The organism is Blautia sp. MCC269 (assembly GCF_018785655.1).
In the GTDB taxonomy this organism is placed as follows: Bacteria; Bacillota; Clostridia; order Lachnospirales; family Lachnospiraceae; genus Blautia_A.
In genome coordinates this window covers 69553-91911 of the sequence record NZ_WQQE01000013.1, presented here as the reverse complement: position 1 = coordinate 91911, position 22359 = coordinate 69553, and the positions used below count along the sequence as shown (strand labels likewise).

Below are 22359 nucleotides of genomic sequence, written 5' to 3'. Positions count from 1 at the left end.
GTCTGCACTGTTCTTCTGCCAACGCATCTTCTGACTTGTTCTGTTCTCTCTTCTATATCTTTCTCCCGCAGATATTGCATAATCTCACAGCATCTGCCGGAAAGTTCCCGCACTTCATTATATACAAAACCATCGGAATTGAAAAGGACTTTTACCGGTTATTTCTGCTCCAGGTATTTTTTCACATATTTACCGGTGTAGGAAACCGGGCTTGCCGCCACTTCTTCCGGTGTTCCTCTGGCAATTACCGTTCCGCCTCTGTCACCGCCCTCCGGGCCGATATCAATAATATAATCAGCCGTCTTGATCACATCCAGATTATGTTCAATAACCACAACCGTATTTCCACCTTCGGACAGGCGGCGCAGAATCTCAATCAGTTTGTGCACATCTGCAAAATGCAGCCCTGTAGTCGGCTCATCCAGAATATAGATTGTTTTTCCTGTACTTCGCTTACTGAGCTCCGTGGCAAGCTTGATACGCTGTGCCTCACCTCCGGAAAGAGTTGTGGACGGCTGTCCCAGACGGATATACGAAAGGCCGACATCGTACAGCGTCTCAATCTTTCTGCGGATCGAAGGAACATTTTCAAAAAATGTCAGCGCCTCTTCCACCGTCATATTCAGCACATCATAAATACTCTTGCCCTTATATTTCACTTCCAGTGTCTCGCGGTTATAACGCTTTCCCTTGCAGACTTCACAAGGCACATACACATCCGGCAGAAAATGCATCTCAATCTTGATGATTCCGTCTCCACTGCAGGCTTCGCACCGTCCACCCTTGACATTAAAGCTGAAACGTCCTTTCTTGTAACCCTTGGCCTTGGCATCTGCAGTTGCCGCAAAAAGATCACGGATCTGGTCAAAAACGCCGGTGTAAGTTGCAGGGTTGGAACGTGGTGTTCTTCCAATCGGAGACTGATCAATATCAATTACCTTATCCAGCTGATCAATTCCCAGGATATCATCATGCTTTCCGGGAATCACCCTGGCACGGTTCAGATCTCTCGCCAGTCTCTTATAGAGGATTTCATTAATCAGGGAACTCTTACCGGACCCGGAAACACCGGTGATACAGGTCATGACTCCCAGTGGAATATCCACATCAATGTGCTTCAGGTTGTTCTCGGACGCTCCTTTGATTGTCAGAAATCCGGTTGGTTCCTTCCGCACTTCCGGTACCGGGATCTTCCGTCTTCCACTTAAATAGGCACCGGTTACAGAATTCTCATTCTTCATCAGATCCTCGGCCGTACCCATGGCAACCAGCTGTCCGCCATGTTCTCCGGCACCCGGGCCAATGTCAATCACACAGTCCGCCGCACGCATGGTATCTTCATCATGTTCCACCACAATCAGACTGTTACCAAGATCCCGAAGCCTCATCAGTGCTCCGAGAAGCTTGTCATTATCTCTCTGATGAAGTCCGATGCTTGGCTCATCCAGAATATAGGCAACTCCCACAAGGCCGGAACCAATCTGTGTTGCAAGACGGATTCTCTGCGCCTCGCCTCCGGAAAGGGTTCCGGTAGCCCTTCCAAGAGAAAGATATTCCAGCCCAACTTCTGCCAGAAATCCTACTCTGGCACGGATTTCCTTCAGGATCTGCTTCCCGATCAGCTCCTGCTGGCTGGAAAGCTTCAGGTCATGGAGAAAGCCCTGTAGTTTCTCCACCGGCATATTGGTCACTTCATAGATATTCTTATCTGCCACAGTCACTGCCAGAGATTCCTTTTTCAGTCGCTGGCCCTTGCAGGCATTACATGGAGTGATACGCATAAAACTCTCATATTCCTGCTTCATGGTCTCAGAACCGGTCTCCCGGTATCTCTGTTCCACGTTCCGGATCAGTCCCGGAAATGCCACATCATAGACTCCTTCCCCACGCTGGCCTTTATAATAAACTTTCACCGAATGGCCACCGGTACCGTTGATGAGAATATCCTGAATTTTCTTCGGGTATTCACAGAACGGTGTATCCAGGGAAAAATCATATTCTCTGGCAAGGGCATCCAGAATCGCCCTGGAAAAACTTCCCTGTGTTGTACAGGACTGCCATCCGAGAACTGCAATTGCTCCCTCATTGATGCTCAGCTTCTTATCCGGAATCATCAGGTCAATATCAAATTCCATCTTATAACCAAGTCCCAGACATTGCGGGCAGGCACCGAAGGGATTATTGAAAGAAAAGCTCCTCGGTTCGATCTCATCAATGCTGATTCCGCAGTCCGGGCAGGAAAAACTCTGGCTGAAGTTCAGAAGTTTCCCGTCCATGGTATCTACTACGAGAAGGCCGTCTGCCAGTTCCAGTACTGTCTCAATGGAATCGGAAAGACGTTTCTCAATTCCTGGTTTCACAATGAGACGGTCCACAACAATCTCAATATTATGCTTAATGTTCTTATCCAGCTTGATCTCTTCTGAAAGTTCATACAGACTTCCATCAATCTGTACTCTTACATATCCGCTTCTTCTGGCCTGATCCAGAAGCTTGGCATGTGTTCCCTTCCGACCACGGACTACCGGTGCAAGAAGCTGAATCTTCTGCCGCTCCGGAAGCATCATAATCTGATCTACCATCTGGTCTACGGTCTGCTTGCGGATCTCTCTTCCACATTTCGGGCAGTGTGGAATTCCCACACGGGCATACAGAAGACGGAAATAATCATAGATCTCCGTTACAGTTCCCACAGTAGAACGGGGATTCCGGTTCGTTGACTTCTGATCAATGGAAATCGCAGGAGGCAGTCCCTCGATGCTCTCCACATCCGGTTTCTCCATCTGTCCAAGGAACTGTCTTGCATAGGAAGAAAGAGATTCCATATAACGCCTCTGTCCTTCCGCATAGATCGTATCAAACGCAAGGGATGACTTACCGGATCCACTGAGCCCGGTAAGTACCACAAACTGGTCTCTGGGAATATCCACGCTGAGATTCTTAAGATTATTCTCATTCGCTCCACGTATTCTGATAAAACGCTTCTTATCGTTCACTTCTGCTGACATGAAAGCCTCCTACTCTGCCCGGCCATATAAAAATCTTCCGGTATTTTCTTCTATAGCAGAATATCTGTCTCTCATTCTGCTGTAAAATTTCTGTTTGTTTTTTACAGTATACAATCAGAACATTCGTTCGTCAAGGTGAAAAAATCGACAAAATCCGCTACAGGAGAAAATCTGCCATCACCCCGTTGCTCACGTGAATTCCCCGTCTGGTCAGAAAGATCCTGCCGTCTTTTTGTTCCAGCAGACCAAGATTCCGGTGCTTTTTCAGAACCTCGCCGTAAATATTCTCCATATTTTCCCCGAAATATTCCTTGAATCCACGCAGTGATACCCCTTCTGTCATACGAAGCCCCAGAAACATAAATTCTGCCATCTCATCTTCCCTGGTGAGGGCTTCCACATTCCGGCGAATTTTTTCCGGAAATGCGCTGTTTCTGAGATATTCTTCCATATTATCTGTGTTGGAAAAACGCACATGATTCAGAAGTGAAGATGCGCCAAGTCCAAATCCCAGATAATCGGTTCTCTGCCAGTATCCCTTATTGTGCCTGCATTCCCGGCCTTTTTTTGCATAATTGGAAATTTCATACTGATGAAATCCGTATTCCCCCAGAATTGCGGCAGTATCCTCATACATGCGATATTCGGTGTCCTCATCCGGAAGTTTCAGCTCCCGTTCCCAGAAAGGCGTTCCCTCCTCCACAATCAGGCTATATGCGGAAATATGCTCCGGTGAAAGTTCTGCCACTGTGCGGAGATTTTTTTCCCAGGCTTCATATGTCTGCTCCGGAATCGCACTCATGAGATCTATATTGATGTTCGTAAATCCTGCTTCTTCTGCCATGAAAAAACTTTCCAGAAATTCTTCCCAGGTATGAATCCGTCCCAGAATCTTCAACTCCCGGTTCTGTGGTGACTGCAGACCCAGGCTCAGCCGGTTAATTCCGTGCTCCAGATACTCCTGAAGTTTTTCCTTATATAAAGTCCCCGGATTCGCTTCGATGGTAATCTCAGCATCCGGGGCCATAAAAAACTTATTTCTGATCTGATCCATTAAACCTGCAATAAACGCAGGTTCCGGTACGGAGGGCGTTCCTCCTCCGATAAAAACTGTGGTAATCTCCCGATCCGGAAAATCCGAAACAGCCGCCACTTCTTTTTCAAGAGCACGAAAATATTCCGCCTGCCGCTCTTTTCCTGCAGGTCCCGAAAGGAAATCACAGTAATCGCATTTTTTCACACAGAAAGGAATATGAACATAGAGTTCCAGGGGCTTTTTTGCCTTATTCTCCATCTGCTGCTCCTTCCCCATTATCGGAAGTATCTGAACCGGAATCACCTGTACTGTCTGCACTTCCGTCAGAAGCTGCCGGTGTTGGCGTCACATCAGTTATGCCAAGCGCCTCCCCGCCATTCTCTGCAAGATATTCATTTACCATCTTAAGACTTCCATTGGTAGTTACCGCAGACGGATCTATCTCCTGGGGCGCCACCGTAACAGTAGGCTCCGGCACTGTACTGATTTTGATCACGCTCTCATCTTCCGCATTTTTCTTCTTTGAGCCACATCCGGTAAGCAGAACTCCTGTCATCGTCAGAAGTCCTGCTGCCAGAAACAGCCGTTTTATATTTTTTTTCAAAAAGTCATCTCCTATTTATCATCCAGCTTCAGAACACTCATAAAGGCCTTCTGCGGAATCTCCACATTACCTACCTGGCGCATACGCTTCTTACCTTCCTTCTGTTTCTCCAGAAGTTTCTTCTTACGGGAAATATCACCACCGTAACACTTGGCAAGAACGTCTTTACGCATAGCTCTTACGGTCTCTCTGGCAATAACCTTGCTTCCGATGGCTGCCTGGATCGGGATCTCAAAGAGCTGTCTCGGGATTTCATCTTTCAGCTTCTCGCACATCTTTCTGCCGCGCTCATATGCAGTGTCCGCATGGACAATAAAGGAAAGTGCATCCACTTCTTCCTTATTTACAAGGATATCCAGCTTCACAAGCTCACTTCTCTCATATCCGTCCAGCTCATAATCCAGAGATGCATAACCTCTGGAACGTGATTTCAGCGCATCAAAGAAATCGTAGATGATCTCGTTGAGGGGCAATCTGTATTTCAGAAGTGCACGGGTTTCTTCCATATATTCCATGCCTTCGTACTGGCCTCGTCTCTCCTGACAGAGATCCATAATCGCACCGATGAACTCGGTGGTTACCATAATCTCAGCCTTCACCATTGGCTCTTCCATGTACTCGATCTCAGAAGGATCCGGAAGATTGGTCGGATTGGTCAGCTCAATGATCTCGCCATTGGTTTTGTAAACTTTATAGATAACACTTGGTGCTGTGGTTACAAGATCCAGGTTATATTCTCTCTCCAGACGCTCCTGAATGATCTCCAGATGAAGAAGTCCCAGGAATCCGCAGCGGAATCCAAATCCAAGGGCAACCGATGTCTCCGGTTCATAATAAAGAGAAGCATCATTGAGCTGAAGTTTCTCCAGTGCATCACGGAGATCGCCATACTTGGCTCCATCTGCCGGATAAAGTCCACAGTAAACCATAGGATTAACTTTCTTATATCCCGGAAGTGCCTCCGCACAGGGATTGTCCGCATCCGTTACCGTATCACCCACACGGGTATCACGGACATTCTTGATACTGGCTGTGATATATCCAACCATACCCGCGGTCAGCTCATCACACGGAATAAACTGACCTGCACCAAAATATCCCACTTCTACAACTTCTGTGGTAAATCCGGTCGCCATCATATGGATTTTCGTGCCTTTTTTTACACGGCCGTCTTTCACTCTGCAAAATACGATAACGCCCTTATAAGGATCATAAACGGAGTCAAAAATCAGGGCTTTCAGCGGTGCGTCCACATCTCCTTCCGGAGCCGGAACCTTATTGACGATCTGCTCCAGAACCTGGTCTACGTTCAGTCCTGTTTTTGCGGAAATCTGTGGTGCATCCTGGGCTTCAATTCCGATTACATCCTCAATTTCATTAATAACACGCTCCGGATCCGCACTTGGAAGGTCGATCTTGTTGATCACCGGAACCACATCCAGGTCATGATCCAGTGCCATGTATACATTGGCAAGCGTCTGCGCCTCAATTCCCTGGGCAGCATCCACAACAAGAATGGCTCCGTCACAGGCCGCAAGGCTTCGAGAAACCTCATAGTTAAAGTCTACATGTCCGGGGGTATCAATCAGGTTAAAAATATACTCATTTCCATCCTTGGCTTTGTATACAATACGAACGGCCTGGGATTTAATAGTAATTCCCCTCTCTCTCTCAAGTTCCATGTTATCCAGAACCTGGGCCTGCATTTCTCTTTCTGTGAGAAGTCCCGTCATCTCAATAATACGGTCAGCAAGTGTTGATTTACCGTGGTCAATATGTGCAATGATACAAAAATTTCGAATTTTACTCTGGTCTATCATTCAGGAAGTCCTCCTTAAATTTCTCTCGTATAAAGCGTTGGGAACGCATATTTATCCATACTGCTCTTTATCATATCATATTTTAGTCTTCTTTGTCACTGCCTTTCAGGACTCTGTTTAAGATATCTGCAAAAGGTTCCATTGCATTTCGGACTTCCTCCACGGTATTGGTCTGTGCTCCGGCTTCCAGAAGCAACGCACGGGGTTTAAGATGCAGATTATAGCGAAGACCTGCTAGATAAATTCCCCGGTAAAGATCCGGATAATATTGTGCTGCCTGGTATTCCAGCTGGAAGGAAAATGCCAGATTTTCTTCTATGTAAGGATTGGGCAGATAGCTTACTGCCCCCTGATTAACGGTATAGCTTAATCCATTATAAAAAAGCAACTGGGCGGTAGATTTCCCGTTGACCTCTGTTACCAGACGGCGGTCATCCGGCACTCCGTCCCTGTGAAGGTCAATCACAACTTCGACGGTGGGATTTTCTTCCAGAACTTTTTCTATGGATATCCTCGCATAATCATAAGCTTTGCTCCGATCCAGGGTTCCACCCATCATATCAAAAGCATCCGTCACATGAATTACCTGATAACCATATTTTTCCTCCAGAAGGTCCGTAAGGTAATTTCCCACTCCCACAATGGTATCCTCCTCCTTTCCTTCCCTGGAATCCACAAATGTTTCCTGGGAATGGGTATGGTAAATCAAAATCTGCGGTACTTTACTGTCCTGTTTTATGGACAGATCTTCCCCCAGAAATCGTGTTCCGCTGATCTGCTGTGCATTGGTCTCCGTATTGGAATCCAGAATAAAAAACTGATTCATCACATAATCAAAATCTGCCAGTTTTGCAGGAGATAAGTCAATCTGCGGATGCGGAACTGCCACTGTTTCCTGTTCTTTCACCGTTTTTTCGACGGAAGCTTTCTTTTCTGCCGCATCAGAGCCCGCCGGAGTGATCTCCATCTGGGTAATTTCCGGTTTCGTAATTTCCGGTTCTTTATTTTCCACACCGGTATCCTTCTTATTTTCTGTACTGTCAGCAGATTTCTCCTCTGACTTCTGCACTTCCTTTTTTTGCTTTTCTTCTTTCTTCTCTGCCTCTTCCACCTCAGCCATCAATAGTGCCTCCTGCTCTTTCCGGTTCTCCGCTTCCACTTCCTCGCCCAGATGCTCCTCATTTTTTTCCTTCAAAAGCATCTCCGTTTCCCGGTCCCTTCCAGTCTCTTCCTGCAGAGCTTTCTTTTCCAGAAAGCAATACAGCGGCAGCTGTCTGTATATCTCACCATGCTTAAAAAAATCTCCCGTAAGCGCAGCCACAACGCACAGAAAGATCAGACTCAAAAACACGCAGAATGCCCTCTGGATATTCGTCACCCACGATCACCTCTTATGGTATTTTATGACCTGTCCTCTTCGATTAGACTATCGGAAAATGCCAGATTAAGCCCCTCGGAAATCGTAAAGCTTAAATACCGCACAGTTTCATCCACATCTTTCGGTGTTACAAACATGGTATAAAGTTTGGGTGAAATCATTTCTTCCAGAAACTCTTTCTGCTCTTCTTCCTCCAGTGCATCCAGCAGGCTTGCCATGGAATCATGGACAATGGTTGCGGCATCTACCACTGTAGGCACACCGATTCCGATCACCCGCACGGAAAGATTCTCTTCATTGAGCCCTTCCCTGTGGTTTCCCACACCGGACCCCGGATTGATCCCGGTATCTGTAATCTGAATGGTACGGTTCAACCTTGCTGTATTCCTGGCTGCCAGCGCATCAATGGCAATTACCACATCCGGCTTTGTCTCAGAAACAATACCCTGAATAATTTCCAGGGTTTCCATTCCGGTCTGAGCCATTACCCCAGGCGCAATCCCACTGATCTGATGCATTTTCATATGTGTGTTTGCCTTCAGCCCGTATTCCCGGATTACATGCCTTGTCATATGAAGACCGGAAACCGCACGGGGGCCAAGGGAATCCGCAGTGATCTCCTGATTTCCAAGTCCTACCACCAGGATCGACTGCTGCCGTCCAAGATCAATCAGCTCCCTTAAATGATGCGCCACTTCTTCCGAGATTTCCCTGTGATAATCTTCATCCGGAACGGAAAGGTCCGGCGCCTCAATGGTAATGTAGGTTCCCTGCGGTTTTCCCATGGTCCTGGCCCCGTTTTCTGTTGTGATCCGTACTACGGTAGTCCGCACGTCTTTTTCCTCATCGTATTTTTCCCTGATCTCCACTCCATGTACTTCTACATTTTCCTCCTGAAAGCGTTCCGTTGCCTCCAGCGCCAGGTCAGTTCTGATTCTGCTCCTTCCAGCCATACTCTCATCCTCTTTTTCTGTAAAATTGCCAGCCATTTTCCTCTGTCATCCACATGAAAACAGCTTTTCCGATGTTTTCCCTTTCATTATTCCCCATTTTCCCATAAATATGTACCATTTCCCCTTTCATCCACAGCATCTGGTAGTTTTTGCATATTTTTTTGGAATTTTTCCGAAAAACATCTTGACATTACACTCCATGTATAATAATATATATAAGCATGTTTCATAGGAGCGCCCGTGTCTGTTCCTGTGAATGTAATTTATATTATATTTTTTAGGAATCGGAGGTGTACGAATTGGCTAACATTAAATCCGCAAAGAAGAGAATCTTAGTTAACAGCACTAAGGCTGCAAGAAACAAAGCAATCCGTTCTGCAGTTAAGACTTCCATCAAGAAAGTTGAGACAGCAGTTGAGAATAAGGATAAGGCAGCTGCAGAGGTTGCTCTTAAGGACGCAATCTCCACAATCAGCAAAGCTACATCCAAGGGCGTTTACCACAAAAATAACTGCGCCAGAAAAATTTCCCGTCTTTCCAAAGCTGTCAACAGCATTGCGTAATAGACCACGGAATATTTTAGTTATAAGCTTATAAGTAAAAGGAAAGACAGTCGAACCGTCAGCGACTGTCTTTTTTTATATTCTGCTCTCACTTTTACAAGAAAGGAGTTTTCTATGGGCACTCATCCATTCCCTTATCGTCTCATTCGCAGTAACCGGAAAACACTGGCAATCCAGGTCAGCGCTTCCGGCCAGGTGACTGTCCGTGCTCCACGCACAATGTCAGATACCACCATCGAAAATTTCCTCACGCAAAAAGAAAGCTGGATTCTGAAGCACCTCTCCCACGCTGCATCCGAACCGGTTCCGTCTCCTGGAGAAAACCGCCCGCTCTCCGATTTCCGCCGCAGTTATTATATGGAATCTGCCCGAAAAATATTCAAAAGAAAAACCGCAGCCTACGCCAAAAAAATGAGCGTAACTTACGGCCGTATCACTATCCGGGAACAGAAAACACGCTGGGGAAGCTGCACCAGTGAGGGAAACTTAAACTTCAACTGGCGGCTGATTTTCGCACCGGAAAAGGTTCTCGATTATGTTGTTGTCCACGAACTTGCCCACCGGAAGGAAATGAACCATTCTCCTGCCTTCTACGCAGTGGTGGCGTCTGTGATGCCGGAATATAAAATTTACGAAAAATGGCTCCGGGATAACGGAAAGACTCTGTGGCAGAATCCCTGAATTTCCAGGCTTTTAGGCAGATATTTCACGATTCTTTCCTATGCGCTCCTCTTCCGCGCCGAACTGTATTTCACAATCAGAAGTTCCACGCTGAGCACATCCCCTAACGTACCTGTCTTCACAGCTTCTTCCGCATCCACAAAGTCTCGCACCGCATTTTCAAGTTCTTCTACTGTGTAAGCCCTGGCGCAGGATTCCAGATTTCGCACAACAAAGGATGGCACGCCAAGTTTGGATGCAATCTCTGTCTGGGAAAGTCCCTCCTCTGATAATTTCTTCGTAAGACAGATCTGCCGGAACTGCTTTGCAAGGAGAAACAGAATTCTCATCGGTGGCTCCCGCAGCGTCAGAAGATCGTAATACAGATCCAGTGCACGTTTCTGATTTTTCTCTGTCACGGCGCGGACCATATCAAAAATTTTGTTGGTTGTCTGTGTGGTACAGACAGCACGGATATCTTCTCCAGTCACAACCTCTCTGCCTTCTGTATAGGAAATCAGTTTTTCCAGCTCCATCCTTAAATTTCCCATATCTGTCCCCGTCATGGACAGAAGCAGCTCCACATCCCGCTGGGTAATCTTACGCCCGTTTTTCCCGAGAATTCCTGCCGCCCACCGCATCAGCGTTTTTTCATCCTGCTGTTTAAATTCTCCGATACTTCCACAGGCTTTCACTGCCTTATACATACGGCTTCGTTTATCTACCTCGGATTCACAGAATACCAGATACAGATAATCCGGAAGATTTTTCATATAATCTGCCAGTTCCTCACATTTATTCTTAAAAAATCCGGTATCCTCCAGAAGAACCACCCTGCGCTCCGCAAAAAAGGGCATCGTATCAAAAAGGCTCAGAAGTTCTCTCACATCGATTCCTTTTCCCTCATATCTGGCAAAATTCATCGTATCATCATCCGGATTCAACGCTTTCACCAGATTTCTCTTATACTGCTGTTTCAGATACGCTTCTTCTCCGTAGAGCAGATATGCCTGCTTAAATTTTCCTGATTTGATGTCTTCCTGAATATTTTTCAATATCTGTACTCCTGTCTGAATCGTATTCCCGCAATCACCCGGGGACTTTTTCTCTGTATCTCAGTTTATACGACAACCGCCGGAAATGCAACATACTCCGGTAAAAATTTGACTTTCCGGCAAATTCATGATACTGTAGACGGGTACATATTCCGGCAGAGCCGTTCTGCCAGCGAAATATGTGGAAGGGAGTGTTCCATTATGGAGAAAAAAAGAACTAGTAAAGCAACAAGTAACCTGAAGAGCGCAACCACAAAAGCCAAGGCTACTGTGAAATCAACTGTAGAAAAAATCGAGAAAACACCTGCAGCTGAGAAAACTGTAAAAGCAGTAAAAAAAGCAACAGAGACTGTAGCAGCCAAGGCACCAGAAGTAGTAGAAGAAGTTAAAAACACTGTAAAAAATCATAAGATCAGCGGCATCACACTTGAAATTTTTGAGACATCCATCACAGTTGCAGACCTTGAAGCAGCTGTTAAGAAAGATGCAGAGGCGAAAGGCCTTAAGGGCAAAGAGCTCCACATCTATGTAAATGCAGAAGAAAGAGCAGCTTACTACACTGCTGACGGAGAAGGTTCCGACGATTACAAGATCGATCTGACCACTCTGTAAGTTCGGACGGATCAGTTCCGCAACCGAAATACTACGCCGGTCTGCCCATGGCAGTTCCGGAAGCGCAAAAAAGCCATGCACAGGACATTTTCATTTTCGTCCCGCTGCATGACTTTTCTTTTTTATCTTTTACTGGATTTTTTTAATCCAGTCTCTGGAACAGCCTACTGCCGCTCTCCATCCTTTTACCATCGCACTGCGCTTCTCATCATCAATCTCTGTACGGAAAATACGCTCCACGCTGCGGCTTTCCAGTACTGCTTCCTTGCTTTCCCAGAATCCTACAGCGAGACCTGCAAGATATGCGGCACCAAGAGCAGTTGTCTCAATACATTCCGGACGTTCTACAGCCACATTACTGATATTGGACTGAATCTGCAGAAGAAGGTTGTTGGCACTTGCTCCGCCGTCTACACGGAGAACTGCAAGATCACTTCCGGCATCTGCTTTCATAACCTCCAGCACGTCATTGACCTGATATGCAAGAGATTCCAGAGTCGCACGTATAATATGATATTTATTCACACCACGGGTCAGTCCTACAATTGTACCACGTGCATACTGATCCCAGTAAGGAGCTCCAAGTCCCGTAAATGCAGGCACTACATAACATCCGTTTGCATCCGGCACTTTTCCCGCAAAATATTCCGTATCTGAAGCGGAATCCACCAGATGAAGTTCATCACGGAGCCACTGGATTGCTGCACCGGCAACGAATACGGATCCTTCCAGAACGTAGGTAACTTTTCCATTGAGGCCCCATCCGATAGTGGTGACAAGTCCGTTGTTTGAAAATACCGGTTTATCTCCTGCATTCATCAGAAGGAAACCACCGGTTCCATATGTATTCTTGGTTTCCCCTTTCTCAAAGCAGGCCTGTCCGAACAATGCTGCCTGCTGGTCACCGGCTGCACCGGCCACCGGAATCCTTCCACCAAAGAAGGATGGATCGGTTTCCCCATAGATTTCGCTGGACTCTTTTACCTGTGGAAGCATACACTTCGGAATATTAAGCTCCTCCAGAATTTCATCATCCCACTCCAATGTGTTGATATTGAACATCATGGTTCTGGATGCATTGGAATAATCGGTTACATGGACAGCACCCTTGGTCAGTTTCCAGATCAGCCAGGTTTCCACCGTACCGAACAGAAGCTCACCTTTCTCAGCTCTTTCACGGGCACCTTCCACATTATCCAGAATCCATTTTACCTTGGTTGCGGAAAAATACGCATCAATAACAAGACCTGTTTTCTGACGAATTTTCTCTTCCAGTCCCCTCGCTTTCAGGCTGTCGCAGTATTCTGAAGTTCTTCTGCACTGCCATACGATGGCATGATAAACCGGCTGTCCCGTATTCTTATCCCAGACAATAGTGGTCTCTCTCTGATTGGTGATACCGATCGCTGCAATATCCTCTGCCGTTGCCTCAATCTGGTTCATAGCCTCTCTGGCAACAGAAAGCTGTGTGGACCAGATCTCACCTGCATCATGCTCTACCCATCCCGGTTTCGGAAAATGCTGGATAAACTCCTTCTGCGCCACACTGCGGATCCTTCCGTTTTCATCGAAAAGAATACAACGGTTGCTGGTTGTTCCGGAATCCAGCGCCATAACATATTTTGCCATATAAAAATCCTCCAATACATTACTTAACCACATAGCTGTATCTATGCAGTTTTAAAGCTCCCATACCTCCTGATTCGTAGTGGAAACCGCCGCAGCCCCCGCCCCCAGCGCTCCCATTACGTCCTCTTTATCAGAGATCAGTCCCCCTGCAATCACTGGTACTCTGCTTGTTTTACATATTTTCTTGAGAATCTTCGGCATCAGACCAGGCAGCACTTCCACCACATCCGGCAGCTGCTCATGCTGATTTCCCAGATTTTCAATATTTTTAATCGCCATGGAATCAATGAGAAAAAAGCGCAGGACAGTATACATCCCGAGCTTTTTTGCCCTGCTGATCATTGATGCTTTTGTGGAAATAATTCCATCTGCATGAATATCTTTGCAAATATAATCGACAGAAACCTCTTTTGAACTCAGGCCTGTCACAAGATCAATATGTACCATAGCAATCTTTCCTGCCTGATGAATCCGTTCCACGATTTCCCCGATAGAACGAATATCGCCATACAGAATAAAAATCACCGTAAGTTCTTCTCTGCTCAGGCAGTTGGAGAGTCCCTGCTCGTCTTTCACCGCCGCTATGATCGGGTTTGCCTCGATCGCATCCAGAAATTCTCTGTTCATCTGCTTTTCCTCCGCAATATTCGCACAATATAGTCATATCTTCTCATATTATCCGAAGACATTAACTCTATTGTAACAGTTTCTTACTGCAAAGGCCAGACAGATTTGTAAGATATGTCGATATTTTCACCAAAATCAGGCAAGTCTTAACGACTTGCCTGACTCAGCAATATTATTTTTCAAATGGGAATTTGAACTGTGTAAGTCCGAATTCATCACGAAGTCCGATAAACTCTTTCTGAACTGCCTCTGTTACCGGAACTCCCTTGTCTTTACGATACATCCATACATCGTACTCTTTCTCGCCTGCTGTATAGATACGTTCCTGTCCAGGAGCTTTCTCAGATCCTCTCAGGTCTCTTAAGATATCGCCACATGTTTTCTTGAATGCTTCAGCACCCATGAATGCTTCTGTATCGATTGCGATGAAGAAATGTCCAAGATGATATGGACGGATGCTTCCATCCTCATTCTTTCCTTCCAGTGCTCTTAAGAAGATACCGGACTGAAGTGCTGCGGAAAGGATCTCAACAACTGTGGAGTATCCATATCCTTTATATCCTCCGTTTGTCTCGCCAAATCCGCCGAGAGGAGCAAGTGCAGCCTGTTTGCTGCGGATCTTCTTGAGGATCTCAACGCTGTCTGTAAGCTCCTCACCTTCTCTGGAAATAACAAGACCTTTAGGAGTATCGTGTCCGATACGTGCGTAGTATTCGATCTTGCCGTTCTGGATAACAGATGTTGCACAGTCCAGCATGAACGGGAATGGCTCATCTGTAGGCATGCTGAATGTCAGCGGGTTTGTTCCGAGCATATTCTCAACACCAAATGTAGGTGCAACGGACGGTCTTGCGTTTGTACCACTGATACCGATCATGTTCTCTTTTGTTGCGAGACCTGTCCAGTATCCTGCGATTCCATAGTGAGAAGAATTACGAACTGCAACCATACCCATGCCATACTTATGTGCTTTCTCAATACACATATCCATAGCTTTCTTGCTGGCTACCATTCCCATACCATCGTTGGCATCAATAACTGCAGTTGTTGGTGTCTCTTTGATAATATCGATCTTGGTTACCGGGTTTAAGATTCCGGCTTTGATACGATCAATGTAGATCGGTTTGAAACGGTTGCAACCATGGCTTTCAATTCCACGTCTGTCACTCTCAAGAAGTACATCAGAGCAAAGTCTTGCGTCTGCTTCCGGAACTCCTACTTTTTCAAATACAGCTGTCATAAAATCATCTGCGAGCTGCCAGGGAATAAAAGGTCTTGTTTCTTTCTCCATTGTAAAAATCCTCCATATACATTATTATAGTTTTTTTTATTTTACTTATATAGATCTGCAGCAGGACCCCCTCCTGCCGGAGATTTTAAATTTAGCCTGCCTCCTGTATGCACCTCACAGAAAGCGTCTTTACATCGCAGTGTCAATCCGCGTCTGCCACTGCTCTTCCTCTGTCCGGATAATTGGTGATGATGGAGTTTACTCCCCATTTCTTCATCCTTCTCATATCCTCTTCCTCGTTTACAGTCCAGACATTCACCCCGATCCCGTTCTGGGAACAGCTGCGTACATGTTCTTCCTTCAGGTATTCCAGATTCGGATGATAATACTGCACATCACAGGTTCTTGCATAAACGCCTGCATTGTCCACATATTTATCTACCAGAAAACCACCTGCAATGGTTTCATCGCTCTGTCTGCACAGTACGATGGAAGCATTATTAAAGGAAGAAAGAATTATCCGATCCTCCAGTCCGTATTCACAGATCATGTCGATCACTTTCTCTTCCATACCACCATAATAATAAACACTGTTCTTCAGTTCAATGTTAGTGATCAGATCTTCTTCCTCAGCCATCCATTCCAAATACTCTCTCAGAGTCGGGATCTGAAGTCTGCCGAATTTTCCGGCAAATTTATCCGGATAGCTGCAATCCAGTTTACACAGCTCATCATATGTAAGATCATAGATATATCCGCTTCCATCCGTGGTACGGTCAACCTTCTCATCGTGCATGATCACCGGAACCAGATCCTTGGTCAGCTGTACATCAAGCTCAATTCCCTCGCATCCAGCCTCCACGGCTTTCTGAAACGCCAGCATTGTATTCTCCGGATATTCTCCGCTGAAACCACGATGTCCAAATACTTTCATTCTAATCATCCTCCATTCAATGCGTTACATCGTTGTGAGCATTTTTGCTAATTTATATTTCAGATTATATCATAGCTTTTATTTATTTTCAACATTTTTCGTCTGTATTTTTTATATTTTTTGTTATTTTTTAATTAATTATTCTTTTTCTCGTTATTATTTTTTGTGCATTTTGTATATTTTATTTCATGGCAAACAAAGCGATAAAAAAGCCTTTTCAGGTTTATTTTATTCGCTTTGTCTGCCGGAGGGCTGACATATTATAAGCATACAGTTTGCCATATATATCCTTTGCAGATCACTGTATGATCTGCTTCACATTTCCTGTAGCCACGATATCCACGCCTGTGCCTGCTACATTCTCCAGGATCACGTCCCCGATCTGAACCGGCGCTTCCACACATACATCCCGCAGCGCTTCCACACAGTCAAAAATCTTTCCTTTCGGAATATCCTGTGCTGTCTTTACTGACACCACCGGCATGCTTCCATTCTTCACACGAACGGTCGTTGTCACGATCCTGGTCGGATCTGTCACTTCCTTCACTGCATATTCCGCACCTTTTTTACAGGTATTTCCTGTGACGGAAATGATTTCTTTTCCATCCATTTCCACCAGAAGGGCGCATCCCATAGGACATCCGATACAAGTAAGATTCCTTTTTTCCATTTTCATCACTCCTCCACCTGGATCACAAGTTCATGTTTATCCTGTTTCTGTTTTCCTTCCAGAATGGAAAGAAGCTGCTCTTTTTTCAATTTGATCTGTTCCATCTCTCCGGGTGCTGCCACCTGTTTTTTTCTGGAAAAGATCCGTTCTCCATCCAGATATGCACGGATGTAACAATTTTTATATACATTTCCCACACGGAAGCGGACCAGCTGCTCCTCCGCCATGTGACCGATACGGATCTCAGACGGCACTGTATAGCGGACTCCGTTTTGGGGCGAAAGCGTGATCTTTATCTCTTCCGGTATTTTGTCCTCTCCATTGTTGTTTACATAGAGAGCCGCATTTCTTCCTGCATTGCCGGCTTCCTCCGAAACAAAATCCACCAGATCATGAACATGAAGAACATTTCCGCAGGCAAAAATACCTTCTACATTTGTCTCCAGACTTTCGTTTACCACCGGTCCGGAAGTCACATTGCTCAGCTTCACACCTGCCTGTCCGGAAAGCTCATTCTCCGGGATCAGACCAACAGAAAGAAGAAGCGTATCGCATTCAAAAAATTCCTCTGTACCGGGAATCGGGCGTCTGTTTTCATCTACCTCTGCAAGAGTGATTCCTTCCACGCGCTCTTTTCCTTTTATGTCAACCACTGTATGACTAAGCTTCAACGGGATTCCAAAGTCATCCAGGCACTGCACGATATTTCGCTTCAGGCCTCCGGAATATGGCATCAGCTCTGCCACTGCCTTAACCTCTGCGCCTTCCAGCGTCATACGTCTGGCCATGATCAGTCCGATATCACCGGATCCCAGGATCACTACTTTTTTTCCCGGCATAAATCCTTCCATGTTTACAAGGCGCTGTGCTGTTCCTGCTGAATAAATGCCTGCCGGTCGATATCCCGGAATGTTCAGTGCACCTCGCGGTCTCTCTCTGCAGCCCATGGCAAGGATCACAGCTTTTGCCTGGATCTGATACATTCCCTCCTGGCGGCTCATGGCAGTGATCACCTTATCCTGGCTGATATCCATGACCATGGTGTTCAGCCGGTACTCGATCTGCCGCTCTTTTACCATCCGGATAAAACGTGCCGCATATTCCGGTCCTGTCAGCTCCTCCTGAAATGTATGAAGGCCAAATCCATTATGGATACACTGATTCAGGATCCCGCCCAGTTCCTTATCACGTTCCAGGATCAGGATACTCTCTGCTCCCTCTTTCTTTGCAGCCAGGGCTGCTGCCAGTCCTGCAGGGCCTCCGCCTATGATCACGATATCTCTCTTCACCATAATCTTATCATTCATGGTTCTCGCCCTCCTCTGCAATTTTTTTGTTGATTCCTTCGATCAGTCTGGAATCTCCGCCTGTTTTTGTGATCTCCTCCATGGAAATGCCAAGCTCTCGGCTGAGGATCTCCATTGTTCTGGGAGAGCAAAAACCTGACTGACATCTTCCCATTCCTGCTCTTGTACGACGTTTTACTCCATCCAGGGATTTCGCTCCAAGAGGTCTTCGGATCGCATCCAGGATCTCTCCCTCAGAGATCATCTCACATCTGCAGATGATATTTCCATATTCCGGAGATCTTTTGATCAGCTCATTTCTTTCTTCCAGAGAAAGCTCTGACGGATCCAGGATCCCTTTTCTCACCGGATCAAAATCCGGATTTACTTCCGGATGTAATTTTTCTTTTACGATATCAGCAACCATACAGCCAATGGCCGGTGAGCTGGTAAGTCCCGGTGATGCGATCCCTGCACAATCGATAAATCCGGGTGCATCCTCCACCTCTTCGATCACAAAATCCATACCGTCCTCGATAGCACGGAGTCCTGCAAAGCTTGTGATCACCTTCCGCAGTGGAATATCCTTTACTGTTTTCCGGGATTTGGCACTTACTTCCTCCATTCCCTCTGATGTAGTCGCTGTTTCCTCCCGATCCTCCAGATCCGTAGCTGTAGGCCCGATCAGAAGATTACCGTGAACAGTCTGTGTTACCAGAACTCCTTTTCCGTTCTTATTTGGAAGCGCAAAGATCGTATGATTCACATGTGTTCCTGCACTTTTATCAAGAAGCATATACTCACCCTTACGAGGAGTGATATGCAGTTTTTTCTCACTTACCATATTATGAAAAACATCCGCATAGACACCGGCAGCATTGACGATACAGCCTGTCTCAAAATCACCCTTTGAGGTTTCCACAACAAAACCATTTTCCTGTTTTCGGATGTTCTTTACTTCTGTGTCAAATTTAAATTCCACGCCATTGTTATATGCGTTCTCTGCCATTGCAATGTTCAGCTCAAAGGGACAGACAATTCCGGCTGTCGGTGCATACAGTGCTGCCAGCACCTGATCAGACAGATTCGGCTCCATGGCAAGTGCCTCTTCTCTGTCAAGGATCCTCAGTCCCTCTACTCCGTTTTTCAGTCCTCTTTCACGCAGCTTATGCAGCATGGCAATTCCATTCTCAGTTGTACAGACAGTCAGCGAACCAGTCTGTTTAAAAGGAAAATCCAGTTCCTTCGAAAGCTGTCCCATCATATTGCTGCCCTTCACATTCAGTTCCGCCATAAGGCTTCCCGGTTCTGCATCATAACCGGAATGAGCGATTCCGCTGTTTGCCTTGGAAGTTCCACAGCATACATCCTCTTCTCGCTCCAGAACGCAGATTTTCAGGCGATATCTTGAAAGCTCTCTCGCCGCTGCCGCTCCGGAAACTCCTGCTCCGATAATGATCACATCATACATAGATCTGTTTCTCCTTTCCTGTTTGCGGATCTTCTGAACTGCCCCCGGCTTTCTCTGCGCCGGAAACAGCAGAATATCCGTTGCAACACAAGCATTGCCGTCCGCAGGTATATATTCTGCGAGGAGTACTGCTTACGAACAGCAATCTTTCAAGTGAATATGCCATTATTTTTATGCCGTAACCCTTTGTAACCCTTGTAATCCTTTTGAAACATTAACATTTGCGCATAAAAATAGCCGGCATAAAAACACACTTATCCATGTGTCTTCATGCCGGTCTCTGTTCTCAATGGCATTCTCTGTATTCAGCAAGCTGAATCAGATTCCTTCTTCACTTTGTATTCATTGTATCAGACTATTCTTCATATTTCAAGTGCATTTTTCGTAAAATACATCGTTTTTTCTTTAACATGCTCTTAACTTTCTCAAAAACATGATAAGTTTCATTGTATTCCCGATTCCCGATCATATTTCCTCCACAGAAATAACTCCTTCCTGCTGTCTTACCTCACGAAATACAGTATGGCGTGCTTTCCATTTGGCAGCCTCCATTGTTGCCTGGATCACCACACTCTGTGTTTTGGATCTCTTTTTGATGATAACTACGTTGGAGATCATGATGTCCTCTTCCCGGAGCTTCTTTATGACCATACTCATCTTGTCTTCATTTTCAAACTCCATATATACGTCATAGGTATTGGAATGCTCTTCCACATAAACCTCTATATATTTCGCATATTTGAACACCAGAATAAGCCCCAGCGTGGTAAAGATCGCACCGCTGTAAAAGCCGATCCCCACAGCAAGTCCGATACACGCGGAAGTCCAAAGACTGGCTGCTGTCGTAAGACCGGATACATGTCTCTGTCCTGTCACGATGATGGTTCCTACTCCGAGAAAACCGATTCCGCTGACAACCTGTGCGCCAAGTCGTGCAGTATCTCCGATTCCTGCCCCATTAGAATATACATGGATAAAATCGCCCGTCATCATAACCAGAGTTGCCCCCATACAGACGATCATATGTGTTTTTACACCTGCCACACGCTTCTTCATTCCACGGTCAATACCGATCAGACATCCAAGAAACATCGCAAGAATCAGCCGAAACAGCGTCGATCCCATATTTAAAGTGTGCAAATAATCCGATATTGCATTACATGCTCCGAGAATTCCGCCCATAAATTTGCTCCTTTCCTGTTGTAACATTATTTTCTGCCGGTGATAACGCCAATCGCGCATCACTTCATTTTGCCCTGCACGAACGCCGCAGGCCACACTCACTCCATTCGAAAGCTGTCTAGTCAGCCGGACTTACTCCGTCCGTCTCACTACACAGTTTTTTCATATGATCCTATACCCCGGATATACATTATCTGTAGTCTCACAGCATGTAAAACAGCAGGGATACCGGCGCCCGGCGGCGGTATCCCTATCTGTTGCTCTATCTACTGATCAGAGGGCATTCTGATTATTTAATAGACTCGTTATAGTTCTCGATCGCTTTGTTTACAGAAGCTGCAAGCTGATCAACAGCGTCCTGAGTTGTAAGCTTGCCATCATATACCTGAGGCATGATCTCGTTGAATGTAAGACGGGCTTCTGTCTGTACACCGGAGAGAACACCTGCTGTATTTGCGTTTACAGGAGAATCTTTCAGCTGATTGATAGCTGTCTCGAAGTTCGGGTTCTCTTTGAGGTAAGCTTTCATATCATCTGTCTCATAAGCTTTCTCGTTGATCGCAAAGTATCCTGTACCCATGGACCATTTAGCCTGTACGTCAGGAGTTGTGATGTACTCGATGAATTTCCAAGCTGCATCTTCATTTGCTTCGTTTCCTGTATCTGTAAGCCACAGAGAACCACCACCGATGATAACGCCGCCTTCATCATTCTTCTCGATTCTCGGAAGATATCCTGTACCAACTTCGAACGGAGAAGAATCAACTGCATTTTTCAGGATAGCGGTAGACTCGATGATCATGCCAACCTGTCCGGAGAAGAATGCTGTCTGGGTATCTGCTGTTGTTGTTCCGTAATCTTCAAAATATCCGGAATCATACAGTTTTTTCCACATGTCAAATACTTTCAGGCCACCACCGTTGGAGTCAAAATCAACAGCTGTAACTGCCTCTGTACGTCCATTGTCATTATTTCCATATGTTAAGCCAAGTCCTGCAAGCTGCTGCTCAAAGAACCATCCGTAAATAGCCTGTGAATAACCAACCGGAGCTGCTCCGCTCTCTACGATCTTCTTGGAATCCTCAAGAACCTCATCGTAAGTTGTTGGCGGTGTCTCAGGATCAAGACCTGCTGCTTCAAATACATCTTTGTTATAATACAGCATAGGTGTGGATACGTTGAATGGCATTGCATACTGTTTGCCATCTACAGTATAGTAGCTGCTGATAACGTCCATAACGGAACTCTTGTCATAACCTGTAGACTCGAATTTATCTTCTACAGGGATGACAGAACCACTGTCATACATGAATTTTGTTCCAACATCATACATCTGGCAGACATCCGGAAGACCAGAATCACTCTGCATAGCTGCTTTCAGTTTTGTGATGGTGTCATCATAAGTTCCCTGATACTCAGCTTTAATTTCAATCTCATCCTGAGATGCGTTGAAATCATCTACGATCTGCTGAAGCACTTCACCGTTTGTACCACCCATTGCATGCCAGAATGTGATGGTAGTTTTGTCAGCTGCACTTACTGAGCACGGAGCTGCGAGAGATGCTGCCATGATTCCTCCTAAAAGAATCGCCATCCATTTTTTGTTTTTCATATAGAAACCCTCCTTTTATATTGGTCCG

At 45.8% G+C, this 22359-nt stretch carries 19 protein-coding genes; 3 read left to right on the top strand and 16 right to left on the bottom strand.

Annotated elements, in window-relative coordinates; translation table 11 throughout:
* Positions 1-158: 158 nt before the first annotated feature.
* The 6 genes from uvrA to gpr form a co-directional block, all read right to left on the bottom strand.
* Complete coding sequence (uvrA, locus tag GPK88_RS05325; RefSeq protein ID WP_173771102.1) at positions 159-3008, bottom strand: excinuclease ABC subunit UvrA; 2850 nt, start codon at positions 3006-3008, stop codon at positions 159-161.
* 157 nt (positions 3009-3165) lie between these two features.
* Entirely contained in the window at positions 3166-4302 is a 1137-nt protein-coding gene (gene hemW / locus GPK88_RS05320) for a radical SAM family heme chaperone HemW (RefSeq protein ID WP_148445040.1), read from the bottom strand.
* Positions 4292-4648: a hypothetical protein gene (locus tag GPK88_RS05315; RefSeq protein WP_148445041.1), complete on the bottom strand. Its 357-nt coding sequence runs from the start codon at positions 4646-4648 to the stop codon at positions 4292-4294. Before GPK88_RS05315 ends, hemW begins: the two co-directional genes overlap by 11 nt.
* Positions 4649-4659: 11 nt before the next feature.
* Positions 4660-6468 (bottom strand): translation elongation factor 4, encoded by a 1809-nt coding sequence (gene lepA / locus GPK88_RS05310; RefSeq protein ID WP_173761770.1) that lies wholly within the window; start codon positions 6466-6468, stop codon positions 4660-4662.
* An 82-nt stretch (positions 6469-6550) separates the two neighbouring features.
* Positions 6551-7846 (bottom strand): stage II sporulation protein P, encoded by a 1296-nt coding sequence (locus tag GPK88_RS05305; RefSeq protein ID WP_303009270.1) that lies wholly within the window; start codon positions 7844-7846, stop codon positions 6551-6553.
* Positions 7847-7869: 23 nt separating this feature from the next.
* The gene (gene gpr / locus GPK88_RS05300; RefSeq protein ID WP_148445043.1) at positions 7870-8799 is read right to left on the bottom strand and encodes a GPR endopeptidase; all 930 of its coding nucleotides are present in this window, start codon (positions 8797-8799) and stop codon (positions 7870-7872) included.
* Between the two features lie 299 nt (positions 8800-9098).
* Between gpr and rpsT the strand changes: the two genes are divergently transcribed.
* Positions 9099-9362, top strand: coding sequence for a 30S ribosomal protein S20 (gene rpsT, locus GPK88_RS05295; RefSeq protein ID WP_022426951.1), 264 nt, complete (start codon positions 9099-9101; stop codon positions 9360-9362).
* A 114-nt stretch (positions 9363-9476) separates the two neighbouring features.
* On the top strand, positions 9477-10043 hold the full coding sequence (locus tag GPK88_RS05290; protein ID WP_148445044.1) for a M48 family metallopeptidase: 567 nt from the start codon (positions 9477-9479) through the stop codon (positions 10041-10043).
* Positions 10044-10081: 38 nt separating this feature from the next.
* Here GPK88_RS05290 and holA read toward each other — a convergent pair whose 3' ends face one another.
* Entirely contained in the window at positions 10082-11077 is a 996-nt protein-coding gene (holA, locus tag GPK88_RS05285; RefSeq protein WP_148445045.1) for a DNA polymerase III subunit delta, read from the bottom strand.
* Between the two features lie 201 nt (positions 11078-11278).
* On the opposite strand from holA, the gene GPK88_RS05280 reads away from it, so the two are divergent.
* Complete coding sequence (locus tag GPK88_RS05280; protein WP_148445046.1) at positions 11279-11689, top strand: DUF6465 family protein; 411 nt, start codon at positions 11279-11281, stop codon at positions 11687-11689.
* Between the two features lie 129 nt (positions 11690-11818).
* Here the strand turns inward: GPK88_RS05280 and glpK are convergent, their stop codons facing one another.
* From glpK to GPK88_RS05235, 9 genes are all read right to left on the bottom strand, one after another.
* On the bottom strand, positions 11819-13318 hold the full coding sequence (glpK, locus tag GPK88_RS05275; RefSeq protein ID WP_148445047.1) for a glycerol kinase GlpK: 1500 nt from the start codon (positions 13316-13318) through the stop codon (positions 11819-11821).
* A gap of 51 nt (positions 13319-13369) precedes the next feature.
* Positions 13370-13945: a glycerol-3-phosphate responsive antiterminator gene (locus GPK88_RS05270; protein WP_148445048.1), complete on the bottom strand. Its 576-nt coding sequence runs from the start codon at positions 13943-13945 to the stop codon at positions 13370-13372.
* Between the two features lie 172 nt (positions 13946-14117).
* A complete protein-coding gene (locus GPK88_RS05265) occupies positions 14118-15236 on the bottom strand; it encodes an Ldh family oxidoreductase (RefSeq protein ID WP_021976754.1) in 1119 nt (372 codons plus the stop codon).
* A gap of 142 nt (positions 15237-15378) precedes the next feature.
* Positions 15379-16110 carry a glycerophosphodiester phosphodiesterase gene (locus tag GPK88_RS05260; protein WP_148445049.1) on the bottom strand — a complete coding sequence of 244 codons (732 nt, stop codon included), beginning with the start codon at positions 16108-16110 and terminating at the stop codon, positions 15379-15381.
* A gap of 298 nt (positions 16111-16408) precedes the next feature.
* Positions 16409-16780 (bottom strand): DUF1667 domain-containing protein, encoded by a 372-nt coding sequence (locus GPK88_RS05255; protein ID WP_021976756.1) that lies wholly within the window; start codon positions 16778-16780, stop codon positions 16409-16411.
* Between the two features lie 5 nt (positions 16781-16785).
* Positions 16786-18072, bottom strand: a complete 1287-nt coding sequence (locus tag GPK88_RS05250; RefSeq protein WP_119248200.1) for an NAD(P)/FAD-dependent oxidoreductase — start codon at positions 18070-18072, stop codon at positions 16786-16788.
* A 7-nt stretch (positions 18073-18079) separates the two neighbouring features.
* Entirely contained in the window at positions 18080-19537 is a 1458-nt protein-coding gene (locus GPK88_RS05245) for an NAD(P)/FAD-dependent oxidoreductase (protein WP_174087577.1), read from the bottom strand.
* Between the two features lie 465 nt (positions 19538-20002).
* The gene (locus GPK88_RS05240; protein ID WP_022426944.1) at positions 20003-20719 is read right to left on the bottom strand and encodes an MgtC/SapB family protein; all 717 of its coding nucleotides are present in this window, start codon (positions 20717-20719) and stop codon (positions 20003-20005) included.
* A 289-nt stretch (positions 20720-21008) separates the two neighbouring features.
* A complete protein-coding gene (locus GPK88_RS05235; RefSeq protein WP_118062035.1) occupies positions 21009-22331 on the bottom strand; it encodes an ABC transporter substrate-binding protein in 1323 nt (440 codons plus the stop codon).
* Positions 22332-22359: the final 28 nt, after the last annotated feature.